This is a genomic window from Streptomyces sp. CB02056 (genome assembly GCF_001905545.1).
In the GTDB taxonomy this organism is placed as follows: domain Bacteria; phylum Actinomycetota; class Actinomycetes; order Streptomycetales; family Streptomycetaceae; genus Kitasatospora.
The window spans coordinates 385,068-406,030 of sequence record NZ_LIPD01000004.1; the positions used below are offsets into that span (position 1 = coordinate 385,068).

Here is a 20,963-nt window from a genome sequence, read left to right on the forward strand (position 1 = left end):
GCGGCCCCCGCCGGCAGCACGGCGGGGGAACGCGGAAGGCCCCCGGGAACGGTCCCGGGGGCCTTCGCCGTCCAGCGTGCCGGGGCGATCAGCCGCTGAACTCCTCCTGGCTCTTGTGCGCCTGGTCCAGCAGGGTCCGCACGCCGTCCAGCTCGGACTCCAGCTTGGCGATCCTGGAGGCGTTGCCGGCCGCGCGGGCCTTGTCCAGGTCGGCCTGGATCTTGTCGGCCTTCGCCTGGAACAGGCCCACCATGCCGGCCGCGCGGGCCTTGGCCTCCGGGTTGGAGCGCGACCACTCGGCCTCCTCGGCCTCGCGGATCGCCCGCTCGACCGCGTTCAGCCGGCCGTCCAGCTTCGGACGGACCTCGCGCGGCACGTGCCCGATCGCCTCCCAGCGCTCGTTGACCTCGCGCAGCGCGGCCTTGGCGGCCTTGAGGTCGGTGATCGGCAGGATCGTCTCGGCCTCGGCGGCCAGCGCCTCCTTGAGCTTCTGGTTCTCCACCTGCTCGGCGTCCCGCTCGCTGAACACCGCGGAGCGGGCCTGGAAGAAGACGTCCTGGGCGCCGCGGAACCGCGCCCACAGCTCGTCCTCGATGTCCCGCTGGGCCCGGCCGGCGGCCTTCCAGCGCGCCATCAGGTCGCGGTAGGCGGCCGCGGTGCTGCCCCAGTCCGTGGACGAGGACAGCGCCTCGGCCTCGGACACCAGCGCCTCCTTGGTCTGCCGGGCCTTCTCGCGCTCGGCGTCCAGGGTGGCGAAGTGCGCCTTGCGGTGCTTGGAGAAGACCGAGCGGGCGTGCGAGAAGCGGTGCCACAGCTCGTCGTCGCTCTTGCGGTCCAGCCGCGGCAGGCCCTTCCAGGTGTCCACCAGGGCGCGCAGCCGGTCCCCGGCCTCCCGCCACTGGGTCGACTCGGCGAGCTGCTCGGCCTCGGTGACCAGGGCCTCCTTGGCCGCACGGGCCTCGTCCTGGGCCTTGGCGCGGGCGGCCTTGCGCTCCTCGCGCCGGCTCTCGATCTCGCCGGTGAGCGTGTCCAGCCGCTTGGCCAGACCCTCCAGGTCGCCGACCGCGTGCCCCTCGACCACCTGGGCGCGCAGGTGCTCCAGCGCGGCCAGGGCGTCCTTGGCGGCCAGGTCGGTGGTGCGCACCCGCTTCTCCAGCAGGCCGATCTCCACCTCGATGCCCTGGTACTTGCGCTCGAAGTAGGCGAGGGCCTCCTCGGGCGAGCCGGCCTGCCAGGAACCGACGACTCGTTCGCCGTCGGCCGTCCTGACGTAGACCGTGCCCTGCTCGTCCACACGGCCCCACGGGTCGCTGCTCATAGCGCGTCCTCCACATGACGTCGCGCCCGCGCCGGGGCGGCGCGCGTCCGTCGTCCACAGTTGATGTGCGACGGACCGAAAGAGTCCGCCGTCCCCGTCCGCCGTGCCTTGCTGCCGAGGGTGACGGCTAGGCGGGTCCGGGCACCCTATACAACGCCAACATAGGCGACCAGGCCCGGTGCTGTCCGCATCCGGGCCGGGCGATTTCGGTCCGGGGCCGTGCGGGGGCGGCGCGCAGGCCACCCGCCGACGACCCCGGAGTCGATCAACCCTTCGCCACCGTAACGGAGTTGAAGGTGACGTCGGCCATCGGGTGGCCGTCCGACGAGCCCTCCAGAGTGCCCGCGGCGGCGATCTTCTGCACCACGTCCAGGCCGCCGGTGACCTTGCCGAAGGGGGTGTAGTTCGGGGGCAGCTTGGTGTCCTTGTAGACCAGGAAGAACTGGCTGCCGTTGGTGCCCGGACCGGAGTTGGCCATCGCCACGGTGCCGGCCGGGTAGGTCGCGCCGGTCAGGTTCTCGTCCGCGAACTTGTAGCCGGGGCCGCCGCTGCCGCCCGGGACGGTCGCGCTGGCGGTCGGGTCGCCGCACTGCAGCACGAAGATGCCGTCGGTGGTGAGGCGGTGGCACTTGGTGTGGTCGAAGTACTGCTCACCGGCCAGGAAGGCGAAGGAGTTCACGGTGTGCGGGGCCTTGGCCGCGTCCAGCGCGATCGTCACCTTGCCGCAGTTGCTGTCCAGCGTCATGGCGTACGAGCCGCCCGCGTCGATCGTCATGGCCGGCTCGGCCTGCCACTGCTTGCCGTTGGGCGCGCCCGGAGCCGGGGCGGCGCAGCCCTCGACCGGCTTGCGGGTCGGGGCGGACGGCTCCTCGGTACCGGTCGGCGCGGCCTGGGCGCTGTTCGAGGCCTTCTTGTCGCCCTTGTCGTCCGAGCTGAACGCGCCGGTGGCGATCAGGGTGCCACCGCCGGCCAGGACCACGACGGCGAGCGAGGCGCCCAGGATCGTGTTGCGCCGCCTGCGCGCGGCCTGGGCCTCGACCCGGCGCTCCAACTGGCGCTCGTACTTCTCTCGGGCGAGCTGCCGCCGCCGCTGTTCGCTGCTGACCACCGGCCGTGTCTCCTACGGATGTGCGGGAAAAGTGGATGGATTCCGGAGCGGATCATCGCATCCCTCGGCGGCCAAGTGTAGGGACCGGGCCTGTAAGAACCCGGTGAACCTGCCGGGCCGCGGCGCCCCGCCGCCCGTATCTGGTTCGCAACCGGACCCGCGGCGCCGGTAGGCTGCACCTGAATCACCACTGGTGGCGTCACCACTGGCAGCCGCCGCAGCCGACCGCCACACACCCGAAGGACGCGCGTGTTCATCGCCGGATTCCCCGCTGGAGCCTGGGGCACCAACTGCTACCTGGTCGCTCCGGCGGCCGGCGAGGAGTGCGTCATCGTCGATCCCGGCCACCAGGCGGCCCGCGGCGTCGAGGAGATGGTCCGCGAGCACCGGCTGAAGCCCGTCGCCGTGCTGCTCACCCACGGCCACATCGACCACGTGGCCTCGGTGGTCCCGGTCTGCGGCGCCCGCGGCGTCCCGGCCTGGATCCACCCCGAGGACCGGTACATGATGTCCGACCCGGAGAAGGCGCTCGGCCGCTCCCTGGGCACCCAGCTGATGGGCGAGCTCACCGTCGGCGAGCCCGACGACGTGCGCGAGCTCACCGACGGCAGCGTGCTGGAGCTGGCCGGCCTGAAGCTCACCGTGGACCACGCCCCGGGCCATACCGGGGGGTCGGTGACCTTCCGGACGCCCGGTGCCGAGGACCTCCCCCCGGTGCTGTTCTCGGGCGACCTGCTGTTCGCCGGCTCCATCGGGCGTACCGACCTCCCGGGCGGGGACAGCGAGGCGATCATGAACTCGCTGGCCCGGGTGTGCCTGCCCCTCGACGACTCCACCGTGGTCCTCTCCGGCCACGGCGGTCAGACCACCATCGGCCGCGAGCGCGCCACCAACCCCTACCTCCGACAGGCAGCAGGGGCGGCAGGCGCCCCGGCTTTCCCGCGACGAGGAATGTGACGGAAGAGAAGTTGAGCACCTTCACCGCCCCCAAGGGCACCTACGACCTGCTGCCCCCCAGCTCCGCGACCTTCCTGGCGATCCGCGAGCGCATCGCCGCGCCCGCCCGCCGGGCCGGTTACGGCTACGTCGAGACCCCGGTCTTCGAGGACGTGAAGCTGTTCTCCCGCGGCGTCGGCGAGTCCACCGACATCGTCTCCAAGGAGATGTACACCCTCACCACCAAGGGCGGCGACGAGCTCGCGCTGCGCCCCGAGGGCACCGCCTCGGTGCTGCGCGCCGCGCTCCAGGCCAACCTCCACAAGCAGGGCAACCTGCCGGTCAAGCTCTGGTACTCGGGCTCGTACTACCGCTACGAGCGCGCCCAGAAGGGCCGCTACCGCCAGTTCTCCCAGGTCGGCGCCGAGGCGATCGGGGCCGAGGACCCGGCGCTGGACGCCGAGCTGATCATCCTGGCCGACGACGCGTTCCGCTCGCTGGGGCTGAGCGACTACTCGCTGCTGCTCAACAGCCTCGGCGACAAGCAGTGCCGCCCGGTCTACCGTGCCGCGCTGATCGACTTCCTCTCCGGCCTGGACCTGGACGAGGAGACCCGCCGCCGCGCCGAGATCAACCCGCTGCGCGTCCTCGACGACAAGCGCGAGTCGGTGCAGGCCCAGCTGGTCGGCGCCCCGATGCTGCGCGACTACCTGTGCGAGGCCTGCAAGGCGTACGACGAGAAGGTCCGCGAGCTGCTCACCGCGGCGGGCGTGGCCTTCGTGGACGACCCCAAGCTGGTGCGCGGCCTGGACTACTACACCCGCACCACCTTCGAGTTCGTGCACAACGGCCTCGGCGCCCAGTCCGCGATCGGCGGCGGCGGCCGCTACGACGGCCTGTCCGAGATGATCGGCGGCCCGGCGCTGCCGTCCGTCGGCTGGGCGCTCGGCGTGGACCGCACCTACCTCGCACTGGAGGCCGAGGGCGTCGCCCTCGACCTGCCGGCGGCCACCTCCGTCTACGCCGTCGCGCTCGGCGAGGAGGCCAAGAACACCCTGTTCGCCAAGGTGGTCGAGCTGCGCCGGGCCGGCGTGGCCACCGACCTCGCCTTCGGCGTCAAGAGCATCAAGAACGCCATGAAGTCCGCCGACCGGTCCGGCGCCCGCTTCGCCCTGATCGCCGGGGACCGGGACCTCGCCGAGGGCGTCGTCCAGCTCAAGGACATGAGCACCGGCGAGCAGACCCCCGTCGCCCTCGACGCACTCGTCACCACCCTGAAGGAGAAGCAGCTGTGATCCGCACGCACGACGCGGGCACGCTCCGCCCGGAGCACGCAGGCACCACCGTCACCCTGGCCGGCTGGGTCGCCCGCCGCCGCGACCACGGCGGCGTCGCCTTCATCGACCTGCGCGACGCCTCCGGCACCGTGCAGATCGTGGTCCGCGACCTCGACTCGGTACACGGCCTGCGCGCCGAGTACTGCGTCAAGGTCGTCGGCGACGTCCGGGTCCGCCCCGAGGGCAACGAGAACCCCGACATCCCGACCGGCGCCGTCGAGGTCGTCGTCAGCGCGATCGAGGTGCTCTCCGAGGCCGCCCCGCTGCCCTTCCCGGTCGCCGAGTACGAGCCGGGCACGGTCAACGAGGAGGTCCGGCTGCGCTACCGCTACCTGGACCTGCGCCGCGAGGGCCCGGCCAAGGGCCTGCGCCTGCGCTCCAAGGTCAACAACATCATCCGCCGGGTGATGGAGGAGAACGACTACCTCGACATCGAGACGCCGTACCTCACCCGCTCCACCCCCGAGGGCGCCCGCGACTTCCTCGTCCCGGTCCGCCTCCAGCCCGGCCACTGGTACGCCCTGCCGCAGTCGCCCCAGCTGTTCAAGCAGCTGCTGATGGTGGCCGGCATGGAGCGCTACTACCAGATCGCCCGCTGCTTCCGCGACGAGGACTTCCGCGCCGACCGGCAGCCGGAGTTCACCCAGCTGGACATCGAGGCCTCGTTCGTCGACCAGGAGGACGTCCTGGCCCTCGGCGAGAAGATCGTCGGCTCCGTCTGGCGCGAGGTGCACGGGTACGAGATCCCGAACCCGCTGCCCCGGATGACCTACGCGGACGCCATGGGCCGCTACGGCTCGGACAAGCCGGACGTCCGCTTCGGCCAGGAACTCACCGACCTGACCGAGTACTTCAAGGGCACCGAGTTCCGCGTCTTCCAGGCCCCGTACGTCGGCGCCGTGGTCATGCCCGGCGGCGCCTCGCAGCCGCGCAAGCAGCTGGACGCCTGGCAGGACTGGGCCAAGGCGCGCGGCGCCAAGGGCCTGGCCTACGTGCTCATCGACGCCGAGACCGGCGAGCTGCGCGGCCCGGTCGCCAAGAACCTCTCCGCGGAGCACCTGGCCGGCCTCGCCGCCGCCGCGGGCGCCAAGAACGGCGACGCGGTCTTCTTCGCGGCCGGCAAGGAGCGCGCCTCCCAGGAGCTGCTCGGCGCCGCCCGTCTGGAGATCGGCCGCCGCTGCGAGCTGATCGACGAGTCCCAGTGGGCCTTCCTCTGGGTCGTCGACTTCCCGATGTTCGAGCCGATCGAGGACGACAAGGGCCAGTTCCAGGGCTGGCACGCGGTGCACCACCCGTTCACCGCCCCGACCGCGGAGTCGCTGGCCACCTTCGACACCGACCCGGGCTCGGCGCTCTCCAACGCCTACGACCTGGTCCTCAACGGCTCGGAGCTGGGCGGCGGTTCGATCCGTATCCACCAGCGCGACGTGCAGAAGCGGGCGTTCGACGCGATCGGCCTCTCCGAGGAGGAGGCGGCCTCGCAGTTCGGCTTCCTGCTGGACGCGTTCAACTACGGCCCGCCGCCGCACGGCGGTGTCGCCTTCGGCCTGGACCGCATCGTCACCCTGCTGGGCGGGTACGACACCATCCGGGACGTCATCGCCTTCCCGAAGACGTCCACCGGCGGCGACCCGCTGACCGGCGCCCCGACCCCGATCACCCCGGCGCAGCGCCGCGAGGCCGGCGTGGACGCCAAGCCGAAGGTCCGCGAGGACGCCAAGGGCGAGGCCCAGCCCCAGTCCTGACACCGCGTCATCCGCTAACCTGCAACGGCCCCGGACGGCTCACCCGCCGTCCGGGGCCGGTCCACAACGGTGTGTGACACAGGGAGGGTTGACTCTTGCAGGTGACCACAAGAATCGAATGTCCGGAGGACGCCCCGGCGACCAGACGCGTCCACATGGCCGCGTTCCCCGGCCCGGACGAGGCGGACCTGGTGGACGCGCTGCGCCGCGATCCCGCCTGGCTGCCCGGGCTGTCCGTGGTGGCGGTCGACGGGACCGGGCTGGTGATCGGCCACGCGCTGCTCACCCGGCTGCTCGTCGGCGACGGCAAGGCGCTGGCGCTCGGGCCGGTCGCGGTGGCGCCCGAGTGGCAGCGCCGGGGCGTCGGCGAGCTGGTCGTCCGGGCCGCGCTGGCGGCGGCCGAGGACGCGGGCGAGAAGCTCGTGGTCGTCCTCGGCGACCCGGAGTACTACGCGCGGTTCGGCTTCGCGCCGGCCGGGCGGCACGAGGTGACCGGCCCGTTCGAGGTGCCGGAGGCGTACTTCCAGGTGCTGCCGCTGCCGTCGTACGACGGCACCCCGCGCGGGCTCTGCCGCTACCCCGAGCCCTTCGTCGCCGTCTGACCTCTCCCGGCACCTCTCCCCAGGGCCGGTCCACGAGACCGGCCCCGGTCGCCAAGGCCCCCCGCCGACCTGCGGAACCGGCCGTGGGCGCCTACGGTGAGTGCTGATCAGCATTCAGCCGGACGGAGGAACCGAGGGTGGCCGAGCAGCAGCGGACCGGGAAACCGGCGCGACTGGCCAGGAAGCCGTACGAGCGGGAGCTGCGGCGCCTCCAGGAGGAGCTGGTGAAGCTCCAGGAGTGGGTGCGCGTCGAGGGCGCCCGGCTGGTGGTGGTCTTCGAGGGGCGCGACGCCGCGGGCAAGGGCGGGGCGATCAAGCGGGTGACGGAGTACCTCAACCCCCGCATCGCCCGGGTCGCGGCGCTGCCCACACCGACCGAGCGGCAGAAGACCCAGTGGTACTTCCAGCGGTACGTCGAGCACCTGCCGGCCGCAGGGGAGATCGTCCTGTTCGACCGCAGCTGGTACAACCGCGCGGGCGTCGAGCGGGTGATGGGCTTCTGCACCGACGAGGAGTACTGGCAGTTCCTGCACCAGTGCCCGACCTTCGAGCGGATGCTCACCGAGTCGGGCGTCCTGCTGCGCAAGTACTGGTTCTCGGTGAGCGACACCGAGCAGCAGCGGCGCTTCCGGGACCGGCTGGAGGACCCGATGAAGCGCTGGAAGCTCTCCCCGATGGACGTCGAGTCGATCACCCGCTGGGAGGACTACTCGCGGGCCAAGGACGAGATGTTCATCCACACCGACACCCCGGACTCGCCCTGGCACGTGGTGGAGAGCGACGACAAGCGCCGGGCCCGGATCAACATGATCGCCCACCTGCTGTCCACCGTGCCGTACCACGAGATCAGGGAGCCGCGGGTGCAGCTGCCGCCCCGCCCCGCCTCGCGCGGCTACGAGCGGCCGCCGCGGGACCTCCAGAAGTACGTCCCGGACCACGCCGCCGGGCTGGAGTAGGACGGGCCCCGCGCAGCTCTTGGCGGGCTGTCCGAGCCCTCGCATAGGCTTCCGGTGTGGACGAACCGGACCTCTTCACCGCCGCCGCCGAGGAACGCCAGACCAGGGAGCCCGGCCGGGCGCCCCTGGCCGTACGGATGCGTCCGCGCACCCTGGACGAGGTGGCCGGGCAGCGGCAGCTGCTGAAGCCCGGCTCGCCGCTGCGCCGCCTGGTCGGGAGCTCGCGCGGCCCGGCGGCGACCAGCTCGGTGATCCTCTGGGGCCCTCCCGGCACCGGCAAGACCACCCTGGCGCACGTGATCAGCCAGGCGGTCGAGGGCCGCTTCGTGGAGCTGTCCGCGATCACCGCCGGGGTCAAGGAGGTCCGGGCGGTGATCGACGGCGCCCGGCGGGCGGTCGGGATGTCCGGCCGGGAGACGGTGCTCTTCCTGGACGAGATCCACCGCTTCTCCAAGGCCCAGCAGGACTCGCTGCTGCCCGCCGTGGAGAACCGCTGGGTCACCCTGATCGCGGCGACGACCGAGAACCCGTACTTCTCGGTGATCTCCCCGCTGCTGTCCCGCTCGCTGCTGCTCACCCTGGAGTCGCTGACCGACGAGGACATCCGGGCGCTGCTGCGCCGCGCGGTGGCCGACGAGCGCGGGCTGGAGGGCGCGCTGGAGCTGACCGCGGAGGCCGAGGACCACCTGGTGCGCCTGGCCGGCGGGGACGCCCGGCGGGCGCTCACCACGCTGGAGGCGGCGGCCGGGGCGGCGCTGGAGAAGGGCGAGCCGAGCATCACGCTGGCCACCACCGAGACGGCGGTCAACCAGGCGGCGGTGCGCTACGACAAGGACGGCGACCAGCACTACGACGTGGCGAGCGCGCTGATCAAGTCGATCCGCGGCAGCGACGTGGACGCCACCCTGCACTACCTGGCCCGGATGATCGAGGCGGGGGAGGACCCGCGGTTCATCGCCCGCCGGCTGATGATCTCGGCCAGCGAGGACGTCGGTCTGGCCGACCCGACGGCCCTGCAGACGGCGGTGGCGGCGGCCCAGGCGGTGGCCCTGATCGGCTTCCCGGAGGCCCGGATCATCCTCTCCCAGGCGGCCATCGCGCTGGCCCTGGCGCCCAAGTCCAACGCCGCCTACCTGGCGATCGACGCGGCGCTGGCGGACGTCCGGCAGGGCCTGGCGGGCGCCGTCCCGTCCCACCTGCGGGACGCGCACTACGGCGGCGCGGGCAAGCTCGGCCACGGCAAGGGCTACCGCTACCCGCACGACCTGCCGGAGGGCATCGCCGCCCAGCAGTACGCGCCGGACGCGGTGCACGGCCGGGAGTACTACCAGCCGACCAGGCGCGGCGGCGAGGCGCGGTACGCGGAGGTCGTGGAGTGGACGCGCGGGCGGCTGCGCGGGGAGCGCAGGGTGGAGAAGAAGGCCGAGCAGAAGGCGGAGCAGAAGCCGCGGAAGGCGGCCGCGCCGGCCGAGGAGCAGCCCGGGGAAAAGGGCGAGTGATCCACCGGTATACTCGATCGGAGTGCCATGTCCCGGGACGGCGGCGGGGGAGACCCCACCGACCGGCCGCACCAGCGGGACACCGGCCGTAGGCCCCCTCGAGGGGCCCGCACCAGGAGCGTCGCGCACCGTTTCGGTGTCGCGGACGGGCCCGGATTCCGGGCCGGTCCGTGTGACCAGCACTTCCGTGCCCGGCTCCGGAGAGCGGCTGACCGCATCGCCTCGGCGATGGGTTGTCTCCGGGTCGCGAGATGCGACCTCCGTCAACACCTGGTGAAGCCGTATTCGTAAGCAAGGAAGGTTTGGTTCATGGCGAACCAGAAGCGTCCCAAGGTCAAGATCGCGCGTGCGCTCGGCGTGCCGCTGACCCCGAAGTCCGTCAAGTACTTCGAGGCCCGCCCGTACCCGCCCGGCCAGCACGGCCGTGGCCGCAAGCAGAACTCGGACTACAAGGTCCGTCTGCTCGAGAAGCAGCGTCTGCGCGCCCAGTACGACCTGAGCGAGAAGCAGATGGCGCGCGCGTTCGACCGCGCGAAGAAGGCCGAGGGCAAGACCGGTGAGGCGCTCGTCGCCGACCTGGAGACCCGTCTGGACTCCCTGGTCCTGCGTTCGGGCATCGCCCGCACCATCTACCAGGCCCGCCAGATGGTCGTCCACGGCCACATCGAGGTCAACGGCGGCAAGGTCAACAAGCCGTCGTTCCAGATGAAGCCGGGCTTCGTGGTCACCGTCCGCGAGCGCTCCAAGGAGAAGGTCCCCTTCCAGGTCGCCCGTGAGGGTGGCTACGCGGGTGAGGGCCAGACCCCGAAGTACCTCGAGGTCAACCTGAAGGCCCTGGCCTTCCGCCTGGACCGTGCGCCGCAGCGCAAGGAGGTCCCGGTGATCTGTGACGAGCAGCTGGTCGTCGAGTACTACTCGCGCTGACCCGGTTCCGCTCTTCGCGACACCACGAGCGAGCCCCCGCCGCCTTTCGAGGCGACGGGGGCTCGCCCCTTTTCCGCTGTTCCCGCGGTTCCTCCCGCTGCCGTCAGATGCTCTCGCCGGCCATCGCGGCGGCCAGCCGCAGGTGCGGGCGGGCCTCCTCGGCGCGGCCCTGGCGCTCCAGGGTGCGGCCGAGCATCAGCCGGGCGTAGTCCTCGGCCGGGTCGGCCTCCAGGATCCGCAGCAGCTCGGCCTCGGCGCGCCGCAGCTGGGCCGAGTGGAAGTAGCTGCGGGCCAGCAGCATCCGGACCGAGAGGTTGGTCGGCTCCTCGGCCAGGACGCCTTCGAGCATGCGGGCCGCGTCGGTGTACGCCTTGGAATCGAAGTAGAACTTCGCCATGCGGTACTCGTTGGCGGCGTTGTGGACGGCCATGGTGCTCCTTCCGAGCAGTTCCTTGCCTCCTCAAGCAATCGGCAAGTTTCAACTATTCCGCACCGCCGAGGGCGCCGGCGCGGGCGGCACCGCGCGGGGATCCGGCACCACCGGCTCCGCGCCCTCCGCCGTGCCCCCGCCGCCGAGCGCCCGGGCGACCGCCGCGTCCAGGTCCAGCAGGGTGCCGGCCTCGTAGCACTCCTCGTACTCCTGGGCGCTCAGCCCGGCCAGGGCCCGCTCCGCGCACTCCTGGTGCGGGCCGAAGAAGTTCCGCGAGCCCAGGAACGGGTTGCCGACCGCGCGCCAGATCCGGTGCGCGGCCCCCTGGAGCACCCGCGCCTCGCGCAGGTCGCCCGGCTCGCCCGGGCGGCTCGGCTCGGTCTCCAGCAGCGCCAGCAGGTCGATGCCCAGCACGATGCCGAGCAGGTCGCGGAAGAGGTGGTTCAGCCGCACGCACTCCCGGGCCAGCATCCGGGCGGGCTGGACGGCGCCGTCCAGCCAGTGCGAGTACGCCATCGCGTAGAGCACGTACCCGTAGGCCCACTGCTCGCCGTGCTCCTCGCACAGCTCGCGGGCCTGGCCGAACCAGAGCTCGCCGCTGTCCAGGTCGCCCTGGAACAGGTAGGCCAGGCCCAGCTCCAGCATGGCCATCACCACGTTGCTGTTGAGCTCGCCGATGGTCCGGTAGTGCCAGAGCGCCTCCTCGAACAGCTCGGCGGCCCGGTCGGGGTCGTCGCCGACCAGGGCGACGCAGCCCTGGCGGTGGACGGCGTGGGCCAGGGCCCGGTCGTCGCCGGTGTTCAGGGCCTGGCGGCGGCACTCCTCCAGCGCCGGGCGGGCGAAGCCGAGGTCGCCCTGGAGGGTGGCCGTGTAGCCGGTCACCCAGAGCGCCTTGGCCCGGGCCTCGGTGGGCTCGCGGTCCAGGGCGAGCGCCCGGTCCAGCCAGTGCCGGCCCTCGCCGAGGTGGCCGCAGCCGATCCAGTAGAACCAGAGGGTGCCGGCCAGCAGCAGGGCGATCTGCTCCTCGCCGGGCTCGGCGAGGCAGAACTCCAGCGCCGCGCGGAGGTTGCCGTGGGCCAGCTGGGTGCGCTCGGCGGTCTCCGCCTGCCGGGGGCCGAACCACTCGACCTCGCCCCAGGTGGCGACGCCCAGGTACCAGTCCCGGTGGCGGCGCAGCAGCCGCGGCTCCTCGCCTGCGGCCCGCAGCCACTGGCCGCCGTACTCGCGCAGGGTGTCCAGCAGCCGGAAGCGCACGCCGAAGGCGCTGTCCTCGCGCAGCACCACGGACTTGGCGACCAGCTCGTCGAGCAGGTCGAGCACCTCTTCGGCCTCGATGCCCTCGCCGGCGCAGACGTACTCGGCGGCCTCCAGGTCGAAACCGCCGGCGAAGACCGACAGGCGGGCCCAGAGTAAACGTTCCTGCACGGTGCAGAGCTCATGGCTCCAACCGATCGTCGTGCGCAGCGCCCGGTGCCGGGGCAGAGCAGTCCGGGAGCCGCCGGTGAGCAGCCGGAAGCGGTCGTCCAGCCGGGCGGTGACCTGCTCCACCGACAGCGCGCGCAGCCGGCCGGCGGCCAGCTCCACGGCCAGCGGGATGCCGTCCAGCCGGCGGCAGAGCAGCCCGACCGCCTCCGCGTTGTCCTCCGTCACCTCGAAGGACGGCAGCACCGCCCGGGCCCGGTCGGCGAACAGCCGCACCGCGTCCGGCAGCGCGCCCGACCGCGCCGGGCCGGCGGGCGCCGGGCCGACCGGCAGCGGCGCGAGGGTCAGCAGGTGCTCGCCCGAGGCCCGCAGCGCGGTGCGGCTGGTGGTCAGCAGCCGCAGCTCGGGCAGCGCCCGCAGCAGCGCGTCGGCCAGCTCGGCGCAGGCCTCCACCAGGTGCTCGCAGCCGTCCAGCACCAGCAGCAGGCGCCGGCCGTCCAGCCGGTCGGTCAGGACGTCCAGCGGCGGACGGGCGCCGCCGTCGGTGAGCCGCAGCGCCTCCAGGACGGCGTGGCCGAGCAGCAGCCGGTCCTGTACGGGGGCCACGTCCACCAGCCAGGTGCCGTCCGGGAACGCGTCGGCCGCCCGGGCCGCCGCGCGCAGGGCCAGCCGGCTCTTGCCCACGCCGCCCGGCCCGGTGACCGTCACCAGCCGGGCCGTGGCCAGCAGGCCGGCCAGCTCGGCCAGCTCGCCCCGCCGCCCGACGAAGCCGGTCAGCTCGGCCGGCAGCCGGCCGGGCTCCGGCTCGGGCGGCCCCGCCTCGGGCTCCCCGGGCTCCGCTCTCCAGTCCCCGGCCAAGGGCTGCTCCCCGTGCTCCAGGCCGGACCGTCGCGGTCCGGACGTGCGTCGGGCCGTACGGGCGACGGCCTGCCAGGCAGAACGAGGTGACCGGCCGGTAGGTTACGCGCGCCGATCGCACACCCGACCGGATCGCCGGGGAGAGAACCCGGTCCGGAAACCGGGCGTCGGCGCGATAGGGTTCCCTCTGAAGAGCTGCAAGGCGAGGGAGCGCGCAAAGGTGTCCGTGGGAGAGCTGGCCGGATTGCTCGTCGCCGTCTTCTGGGCGGTCCTGGTCACCCTGCTCGCCGTGGTGCTGGTCCGCCTCTCCCGGGTCCTCAAGGAGGCCGCCGTCCTGGTCTCCGCCGTCACCGAGCAGGCCGTCCCGCTGCTGACCGACGCGGGCGCCGCGGTGCGCAGCGCCAACGAGCAGCTGGAGCGGGTGGACGAGATCACCGCCAACGTGCAGGACGCCGCCGCCAACGCCAACGCGCTCTCCTCCACCGTGGCCGCCACCCTGGGCGGACCGCTGGTGAAGGTCGCGGCGTTCAGCTACGGCGTGCGCAAGGCCGTCGCCCGGCAGCAGGGCGGCGTGCCGCCGGTGCCCTCGCAGGCCGGCGAGCGCGAGGAGCTGGCCCGGCTGATCCGGGCCGAGGTCCGCGCCGCGACGGCGCCCAGGAGCGGACTGTTCTCCCGGGTCCGGCGCGCGGTGAGGGGCTGACGGCATGGTGCGACGCATCTTCTGGATGGCGGTCGGCGCCGGCGCCACCGTCTGGGCCATGAACAAGGCCAACGAGGCCGTGCACCGGCTGACCCCGGACAGCCTCTCCGGCACCGCCGCCCGCGGCGCGCTGCACCTGGGCGACCTGGCCAAGCAGTTCGCCCAGGACGTGAAGGCCGGCATGGCCGAGCGCGAGGAGCAGCTGAAGGACGACCTCGGGCTGCACGGCACCGCCGTGGTGGAGCCCCGCGGCGACCGCCGGGTCCTGCGCGGCGAGCCGCAGTACCGAGCTATCTCGGCGGCGCCCGGTAGCCCGGCCGCCGCCCTGCCTCCGTCCCGCAGCGCCCGTACCACCCCCCAGACCACTGAAGAAACGCCCCGCCGCGCCCTGCCGCCGCGGGGCGGCACCCCGAACCGGAAGGACCACTAATGGAGTCGGCTGAGATCCGCCGCCGCTGGCTGCGCTTCTTCGAGGAGCGCGGCCACACCGTCGTTCCGTCGGCGTCCCTGGTCGCCGACGACCCCACCCTGCTGCTCGTCAACGCCGGCATGGTGCCGTTCAAGCCCTACTTCCTGGGCGAGGTCAAGCCGCAGTTCTCGCGCGCCACCAGCGTCCAGAAGTGCGTGCGCACCCTGGACATCGAGGAGGTCGGGAAGACCACCCGGCACGGCTCCTTCTTCCAGATGTGCGGCAACTTCTCCTTCGGCGACTACTTCAAGGAAGGAGCCATCAAGTTCGCCTGGGAGCTGCTCACCACTCCCGTCGCGGACGGCGGCTACGGCCTGGAGAAGGAGAAGCTCTGGATCACCGTCTACAAGGACGACGACGAGGCCGAGCAGATCTGGCGTGACGTCATCGGCGTGCCCTCGGAGCGCATCCAGCGCCTCGGCATGAAGGACAACTTCTGGTCGATGGGCGTCCCCGGCCCGTGCGGCCCGTGCTCGGAGATCAACTACGACCGCGGCCCCGCGTACGGCGAGGAGGGCGGCCCGGCCGTCAACGGCGAGCGCTACCTGGAGATCTGGAACCTGGTCTTCATGCAGTACGAGCGCGGCCACGGCGACGGCAAGGACGGTTTCGAGATCCTCGGCGACCTGCCGAGCCGGAACATCGACACCGGCCTCGGCCTGGAGCGCCTCGCCGCCATCCTGCAGGGCGTCGACAACCTCTTCGAGATCGACACCAGCCGGATGATCCTCGACCGCGCCGCCGAGCTCACCGGCCACACCTACGGCGCCGACCACAAGGCGGACGTCTCGCTGCGCGTGGTCACCGACCACATCCGCACCGCGCTGATGCTGATCGGCGACGGCGTCACCCCCGGCAACGAGGGCCGCGGCTACGTGCTGCGCCGCATCCTGCGCCGCGCCATCCGCAACATGCGCCTGCTGGGCGCCACCGGCGTGGTGGCCAAGGACCTCACCGACATCGCCATCAAGGCGATGGCCCCGCAGTACCCGGAGCTGGAGAGCGACCGCAAGCGCATCGAGACGGTCGTCGTCGGCGAGGAGGCGGCCTTCCTCCAGACCCTGAAGGCCGGCACCAACCTGCTGGACGCCGCGGTCACCGAGACCAAGCAGTCCGGCGGCGCGGTGCTCTCCGGCGACCAGGCGTTCAAGCTGCACGACACCTACGGCTTCCCGATCGACCTCACCCTGGAGATGGCCGAGGAGCAGGGCCTCCAGGTGGACGAGGCCGGCTTCCGCCGCCTGATGCAGGAGCAGCGGGACCGCGCCAAGGCCGACGCCAAGGCCAAGAAGATGGGCCACGCCGACGTCGCCGCGTACCGCGAGGTCGCCGACACGTCCGGTGCCAGCGTCTTCACCGGCTACTCGCTCACCGAGGGCGAGGCCACCGTGGTCGGCCTGCTGGTGGACGGCGTCCCGGCGCCGGCTGCCTCCGAGGGCGACGAGGTCGAGATCATCCTCGACCGCACCCCGTTCTACGCCGAGGGCGGTGGCCAGCTCGCCGACCAGGGCCGGATCCGGCTGGAGTCCGGCGCGGTGGTGGAGATCCGCGACGTGCAGCAGCCCGTCCCGGGCGTCATCGTGCACTCCGGCGGGGTGCTGTTCGGCGAGGTCGTGCTGGGCGCCTCGGCGTACGCCACGATCGACACCGAGCGCCGCCGGGCGATCGCCCGCGCCCACTCGGCCACCCACCTGACCCACCAGGCGCTGCGCGACGCGCTCGGCCCGACGGCCGCCCAGGCCGGCTCCGAGAACGCCCCCGGCCGCTTCCGCTTCGACTTCGGCTCGCCCGCCGCCGTTCCCGGCAGCGTGCTGGTCGACGTCGAGCAGAAGATCAACGACGTGCTGACCCGCGAGCTGGAGGTCACCGCCGAGGTCATGACGATGGACCAGGCCCGCAAGGCCGGCGCCATCGCGATGTTCGGCGAGAAGTACGGCGACGAGGTCCGGGTCGTCACCATCGGCGACTTCTCCAAGGAGCTGTGCGGCGGCACCCACGTCGGCAACACCGCCCAGCTGGGCCTGGTGAAGCTGCTCGGCGAGTCCTCGATCGGCTCCGGCGTGCGCCGCGTCGAGGCGCTGGTCGGCAGCGACGCCTACCGGTTCCTGGCCCGTGAGCACACCGTGGTCGCCCAGCTCACCGAGCTGGTCAAGGGCCGTCCGGAGGAGCTGCCGGAGAAGATCTCGGGCATGCTCGCCAAGCTCAAGGACGCCGAGAAGGAGATCGAGCGCTTCCGCGCCGAGAAGGTGCTGGCCGCCGCGGCGGGCCTGGCCGACTCGGCCGAGGACGTGCACGGCATCGCCGTGGTCGCCGCGCAGGTCGCCGACGGCGTGGGCGCGGACGAGCTGCGCAAGCTGGTCCTGGACGTGCGCGGCCGCCTCGGCTCGCGCCCGGCCGTGGTCGCCGCCTTCACCGTGGCGAACGACCGCCCGCTGACCGTGATCGCCACCAACGAGGACGCCCGCGGCCGCGGCATCAAGGCCGGCGAGCTGGTCCGGACCGCCGCCAAGACCCTCGGCGGCGGCGGTGGCGGCAAGGACGACGTCGCCCAGGGCGGCGGCTCCAACCCGGCCGCGGTCGGCGAGGCCATCGCCGCGGTGCTCGGCCTGGTCGCGGAGCGCGCCAGCTGATGGAGCTCGAGGAGAGGCCCTTCCGACGGGGGCGGCGGATCGCCGTCGACGTCGGGGACGCCCGGATCGGGGTCGCGTCCTGCGACCCCGACGGGGTGCTCGCCACGCCCGTGGAGACCGTCCCGGCCGGGGTGAAGTCGCAGGCCAGGATTGCCGCCATCGTCGAGGAGTACGACGCGATGGAGGTGATCGTCGGGCTGCCGCGTTCGCTCAGCGGCAAGGAGGGCCCGGCGGCGGAGAAGGTCCGGGCGTACGCGACCCGGCTGGCGAACCGGCTCTACCCGGTGCCGGTGCGGCTGGTGGACGAGCGGATGTCGACCGTCACCGCGACCCACGGGCTGCGCGCCTCGGGGGTCAAGGCGAAGAAGGGCCGCTCGGTGGTCGACCAGGCCGCCGCGGTGGTGATCCTGCAGACCGCCCTTGAGTCCGAACGGGTGAGCGGACGCCCGCCCGGTGAGAGCGTCGAGGCGGTCGGCTGACCGGTCTGATCTAACGTCCCGTTGAGGGGTCCGTGCGGACGCGTCCGCACGGACCCCTTTTCGTTCGCTTCCTTGTCTGTTTTGGATCGATTCATGTCGATCCGGATCGATCTGGGACCGCCGAAGGGGGCGCGAGCCATGACCGACCAGGACTTCCACCCGGGTCTCACGCCCGGACATCTGGGCGCACCGGTGCTGGAACCGGAGGGCCGTCCGCCGGGTGCGCCCCGTCCGCGCTTCGATGCGCCCGATCCGCACCGACGGCGCAACGGGCTGGCCTGCGGGCTCACCGCGCTCGCGCTGATCGCGGTGTTCGGCGGGGTCGGGCTGACCGGGTACACCTGGATCCAGGCGCAGCGCAAACCCCCGGCCGCCGCCGACTTCGCCGGGCAGGGCACCGGCAGCGTGCAGGTCTCGGTGCCGGAGGGCGCCGGCCTCTCCCAGATCGCCTCCGCGCTGGTCCGCAACGGCGTGGTGGCCAGCTCGCTCGCCTTCACCCGGGCCGCGAAGGGCAGCGCGGCGGCGGCCGGGCGGATCCAGCCCGGGACGTACACGCTGAAGCAGCGGATGTCGGCCGCGGCGGCGCTGGCGGTCCTGATCGACCCGGCCAACGCCAACGGCCTGACCATCCCCGAGGGATGGCGCGGCTACCAGATCTACGCGGCCATCGACAAGAAGCTGAACCTGCCCGCGGGCACCGCCCAGAAGACCGCCCAGGACCAGGGCGCCGAACTCGGCCTGCCGGACTTCGCCAACGGCAGCCCGGAGGGCTACCTGTTCCCGGCGACGTACAGCGTCACCGAGGGCACCACCGCCTTCGACCTGCTGAAGCAGATGGTGGACCGGGCCGGCCGGGAGTTCGGCCGGGACGACGCCACCGTGGTCGCGCAGAACCTCGGGCAGAGCGTGTACGGGCTGATCACCGTGGCCAGCATGGTCCAGGGCGAGGCCGACAACACCGAGGACATGGGCAAGGTGGCCCGGGTGATCTACAACCGGCTGGCCAAGGGCATGCCCCTGCAGCTGGACTCCACCATCAACTACGCGCTCGGCCGCTCGACCCTGAACACCTCGGTGACCGACACCAGGCTGGACTCCCCGTACAACACCTACCTGCACGCCGGACTGCCGCCGAGCCCGATCTCCAACCCCGGGCGGCAGGCGATCATGGCCGCGCTGGACCCGACGCCGGGGGACTGGCTGTACTTCGTCACCGTGAAGCCGGGGGACACCCGCTTCACCGACAGCTTCGACGTCCAGCAACGCAACGTGGCGGAGTTCAACGCCAACCGGGCGGCGGCCAAGCCGAGCGCCCCGGCGTCGGGCGCGCCCTCCGACCCGGCGGCGACGGCCCCGGGGGCCTCGGGCGGGGCCGGTGCGCCTTCCGCTCCCGGTGCGGGGACGCCGTAACGGAGTTGTGTGCCGTCGGTGAGATCGCTCACTGACGGTGCGTCCGCCCGGCCGGGGGTAAGGCTGCGGTACGGTAACGTCTCCCTCCAGGCGCTGCGCTAGCACGCCGGTTCGAGAATCAGCCGGGACCGCGTCGTCCCGGACGGCCGGTTTGATCCTCCGGTCGTCACCGTCGGTTAAGGGGATCAATGACCGATCTGGGCGGGGGCTACAACCCCCAGGGCGAGCCGTGGCACCCCGGTGATCCCGGGTACGACGGCCGGCAGCCGGTCCCCGGCCAGCAGGACGGCCAGTGGCAGCAGCAGTACCCGCAGCAGGGCCAGCAGGTCCAGCAGCAGTACGGGGACGTGCAGCAGGGGTACGCGCAGCAGCAGATGGCGCCGCAGATGCAGCAGCAGATGATGGCGCAGCAGGGCTACTCGGGCGGTCAGCAGGGCTACCAGCAGCAGATGGCGCAGCAGCAGGCGCCGGTGCAGCAGCAGGGCTACCCCCAGCAGGGGTACGTGCCGCAGCAGCCGCAACCGCAGCAGCCGATGCAGCAGGGGTACGCGCAGCAGCAGCTGCCCCAGCAGCAGGCGCCGGTGCAGCAGCAGGGTTACCAGCAGCAGGCTCCGCAGCAGGTCCAGCCCCAGCAGGTCCAGGCGCAGCAGGTCCAGGCACAGCAGCCCCTCCAGCAGCAGCCCCCGCAGCAGCCGGCCCCCGAGCAGCAGGCTCCGCAGCGGCAGGTGCCGAGACGCCGGGCCAAGCCGCAGCCGGCCCCGGAGCCCGTGCCGGCCTCCGGCCCCGGCCCGGACGGGATCGACTGGGAGGCCGAGGCCGCCGCGCTGGAGGCCGGCGCCGATCCGGTCGGCGCCGCGCGCGAGGGCGGGACGGACGAGTGGGACGGCCACGGGGACGGCGGCCGCCACGAGGAGGACGGGTACCCCGACGAGCACGCCGAGGCCGGGGAGGCCGGCTTCCTCGGCGAGCAGGACGACTCCCGCGAGGCCCAGAAGAAGCGCAAGGAGAAGGGCAAGAAGTCGGGCCGCCGCAACGGCGGCGCCTGCCTGCTGGTCGCCGCGGTGCTGCTCGGCGCCGTCGGCGGGGCCGGCTGGTGGGGCTACGGCTTCTACCAGGACCACTTCGGCCCGGCGCCGGACTTCACCGGCGAGGGCACCGGCACCGTCCAGGTCGAGGTCAAGAAGGGCGCGGTCGGCGGGCAGATCGGCCTGGCGCTGAAGAACGCCGGCGTGGTCAAGAGCGTCGACGCGTTCAACACGGCCTGCAAGGCCGAGCCCAAGTGCGGCACCATCCAGTACGGCTTCTACGTGCTGAAGAAGGAGATGCCGGCCACGGCCGCGCTCAAGGAGCTGCTCGCCCAGGCGGGCGGCGCGGCGATCGTGATCCCGGAGGGCAAGAACTCCTCCGAGATCTACGCCAAGATCGACGACAAGCTGAAGCTGCCGCCGGGCACCACGGCAGGCGTCGCCAAGGCGCAGGTCAACGATCTCGGCCTGCCGGCGTACGCGAACGGCAACATCGAGGGCTTCCTCTGGCCGACCCGCTACAACATCGCCGATGGCATGAAGCCCGAGGACCTGCTCAAGCAGATGGTGAAGAACGCCACCGAGAAGTACGCCGGCTTGGACGCCCAGGCCGCTTCGGTGGGGCTGAAGACCGGCTACGAGGTGCTCATCGAGGCGAGCATCCTCCAGCGCGAGGGCAACAACCCGGAAGACTTCGCCAAGATGGCCAAGACCATCCAGAACCGGCTGGCGGCCGGCGGCGAGATCAACCACCGGCTCGGCATGGACACCACGCTCCAGTACTCGCTGGGCCGCAAGGACCTCGACAAGAAGGACATGGACGACGCGTCCAACAAGTACAACACCTACGTGAACCAGGGCCTGCCGCCCGGTCCGATCTCCAACCCCGGCGACGAGGCGCTCAACGCGACGCTGCACCCGGCGGACGGCAAGTGGCTGTACTTCATCGCGATGTCCCCGACCCAGACCCGGTTCGCCGAGACGAGCAAGGAGCACTACGCCAACGTCAAGGAGTACTGCCAGTCGGCCGGGCAGGGCTTCGACGAGGCGCGCGGCCACTGCACCACCAAGAAGTAGCCGCACCACCAGGAAGCAGCCGCGGCACCAGGAAGCAG

At 72.5% G+C, this 20,963-nt stretch carries 17 protein-coding genes; 13 read left to right on the forward strand and 4 right to left on the reverse strand.

Annotated elements, in window-relative coordinates:
• Positions 1 to 88: 88 nt before the first annotated feature.
• Positions 89 to 1,318: a DUF349 domain-containing protein gene (locus AMK13_RS13650; protein WP_049651821.1), complete on the reverse strand. Its 1,230-nt coding sequence runs from the start codon at positions 1,316 to 1,318 to the stop codon at positions 89 to 91.
• Positions 1,319 to 1,583: 265 nt separating this feature from the next.
• Positions 1,584 to 2,426 carry a peptidylprolyl isomerase gene (locus AMK13_RS13655; protein ID WP_049651820.1) on the reverse strand — a complete coding sequence of 281 codons (843 nt, stop codon included), beginning with the start codon at positions 2,424 to 2,426 and terminating at the stop codon, positions 1,584 to 1,586.
• A 249-nt stretch (positions 2,427 to 2,675) separates the two neighbouring features.
• On the opposite strand from AMK13_RS13655, the gene AMK13_RS13660 reads away from it, so the two are divergent.
• The 7 genes from AMK13_RS13660 to rpsD all read left to right on the forward strand — a co-directional run bounded on the left by AMK13_RS13660 (position 2,676) and on the right by rpsD (position 10,425).
• Positions 2,676 to 3,383 (forward strand): MBL fold metallo-hydrolase, encoded by a 708-nt coding sequence (locus AMK13_RS13660; protein ID WP_074002379.1) that lies wholly within the window; start codon positions 2,676 to 2,678, stop codon positions 3,381 to 3,383.
• A gap of 11 nt (positions 3,384 to 3,394) precedes the next feature.
• On the forward strand, positions 3,395 to 4,657 hold the full coding sequence (gene hisS, locus AMK13_RS13665; protein ID WP_049651818.1) for a histidine--tRNA ligase: 1,263 nt from the start codon (positions 3,395 to 3,397) through the stop codon (positions 4,655 to 4,657).
• Positions 4,654 to 6,444 carry an aspartate--tRNA ligase gene (gene aspS, locus AMK13_RS13670; RefSeq protein WP_074002380.1) on the forward strand — a complete coding sequence of 597 codons (1,791 nt, stop codon included), beginning with the start codon at positions 4,654 to 4,656 and terminating at the stop codon, positions 6,442 to 6,444. The genes hisS and aspS overlap by 4 nt, the downstream gene beginning before the upstream one ends.
• Positions 6,445 to 6,545: 101 nt before the next feature.
• Positions 6,546 to 7,046, forward strand: coding sequence for a GNAT family N-acetyltransferase (locus tag AMK13_RS13675; RefSeq protein WP_241852868.1), 501 nt, complete (start codon positions 6,546 to 6,548; stop codon positions 7,044 to 7,046).
• Between the two features lie 137 nt (positions 7,047 to 7,183).
• Positions 7,184 to 8,002 (forward strand): polyphosphate kinase 2, encoded by an 819-nt coding sequence (gene ppk2, locus AMK13_RS13680; protein WP_074002381.1) that lies wholly within the window; start codon positions 7,184 to 7,186, stop codon positions 8,000 to 8,002.
• Between the two features lie 56 nt (positions 8,003 to 8,058).
• Positions 8,059 to 9,501 carry a replication-associated recombination protein A gene (locus AMK13_RS13685; RefSeq protein ID WP_241852869.1) on the forward strand — a complete coding sequence of 481 codons (1,443 nt, stop codon included), beginning with the start codon at positions 8,059 to 8,061 and terminating at the stop codon, positions 9,499 to 9,501.
• A gap of 309 nt (positions 9,502 to 9,810) precedes the next feature.
• A complete protein-coding gene (rpsD, locus tag AMK13_RS13690; protein ID WP_030240707.1) occupies positions 9,811 to 10,425 on the forward strand; it encodes a 30S ribosomal protein S4 in 615 nt (204 codons plus the stop codon).
• A gap of 103 nt (positions 10,426 to 10,528) precedes the next feature.
• On the opposite strand, the gene AMK13_RS13695 is transcribed toward rpsD, so the two are convergent.
• Together AMK13_RS13695 and AMK13_RS13700 are read right to left on the reverse strand one after the other, a co-directional pair.
• Positions 10,529 to 10,855, reverse strand: coding sequence for a tetratricopeptide repeat protein (locus AMK13_RS13695; protein ID WP_049651814.1), 327 nt, complete (start codon positions 10,853 to 10,855; stop codon positions 10,529 to 10,531).
• A 48-nt stretch (positions 10,856 to 10,903) separates the two neighbouring features.
• On the reverse strand, positions 10,904 to 13,135 hold the full coding sequence (locus AMK13_RS13700; protein WP_241852870.1) for an ATP-binding protein: 2,232 nt from the start codon (positions 13,133 to 13,135) through the stop codon (positions 10,904 to 10,906).
• A gap of 220 nt (positions 13,136 to 13,355) precedes the next feature.
• Here AMK13_RS13700 and AMK13_RS13705 point away from each other — a divergent pair, with 220 nt between their 5' ends.
• The 6 genes from AMK13_RS13705 (at position 13,356) to mltG (AMK13_RS13730) (ending at position 20,925) form a co-directional block, all read left to right on the forward strand.
• A complete protein-coding gene (locus AMK13_RS13705; RefSeq protein WP_049653994.1) occupies positions 13,356 to 13,835 on the forward strand; it encodes a DUF948 domain-containing protein in 480 nt (159 codons plus the stop codon).
• Between the two features lie 4 nt (positions 13,836 to 13,839).
• Positions 13,840 to 14,265, forward strand: coding sequence for a DUF6167 family protein (locus AMK13_RS13710; protein WP_053112171.1), 426 nt, complete (start codon positions 13,840 to 13,842; stop codon positions 14,263 to 14,265).
• Positions 14,265 to 16,934: an alanine--tRNA ligase gene (gene alaS, locus AMK13_RS13715; RefSeq protein WP_049653992.1), complete on the forward strand. Its 2,670-nt coding sequence runs from the start codon at positions 14,265 to 14,267 to the stop codon at positions 16,932 to 16,934. The genes AMK13_RS13710 and alaS overlap by 1 nt, the downstream gene beginning before the upstream one ends.
• Positions 16,934 to 17,413, forward strand: a complete 480-nt coding sequence (gene ruvX / locus AMK13_RS13720; RefSeq protein ID WP_049653990.1) for a Holliday junction resolvase RuvX — start codon at positions 16,934 to 16,936, stop codon at positions 17,411 to 17,413. Before alaS ends, ruvX begins: the two co-directional genes overlap by 1 nt.
• A 138-nt stretch (positions 17,414 to 17,551) precedes the next feature.
• Positions 17,552 to 18,823 carry an endolytic transglycosylase MltG gene (gene mltG, locus AMK13_RS13725; RefSeq protein ID WP_063780218.1) on the forward strand — a complete coding sequence of 424 codons (1,272 nt, stop codon included), beginning with the start codon at positions 17,552 to 17,554 and terminating at the stop codon, positions 18,821 to 18,823.
• Between the two features lie 188 nt (positions 18,824 to 19,011).
• Positions 19,012 to 20,925, forward strand: coding sequence for an endolytic transglycosylase MltG (gene mltG, locus AMK13_RS13730; RefSeq protein WP_074002382.1), 1,914 nt, complete (start codon positions 19,012 to 19,014; stop codon positions 20,923 to 20,925).
• Positions 20,926 to 20,963: the final 38 nt, after the last annotated feature.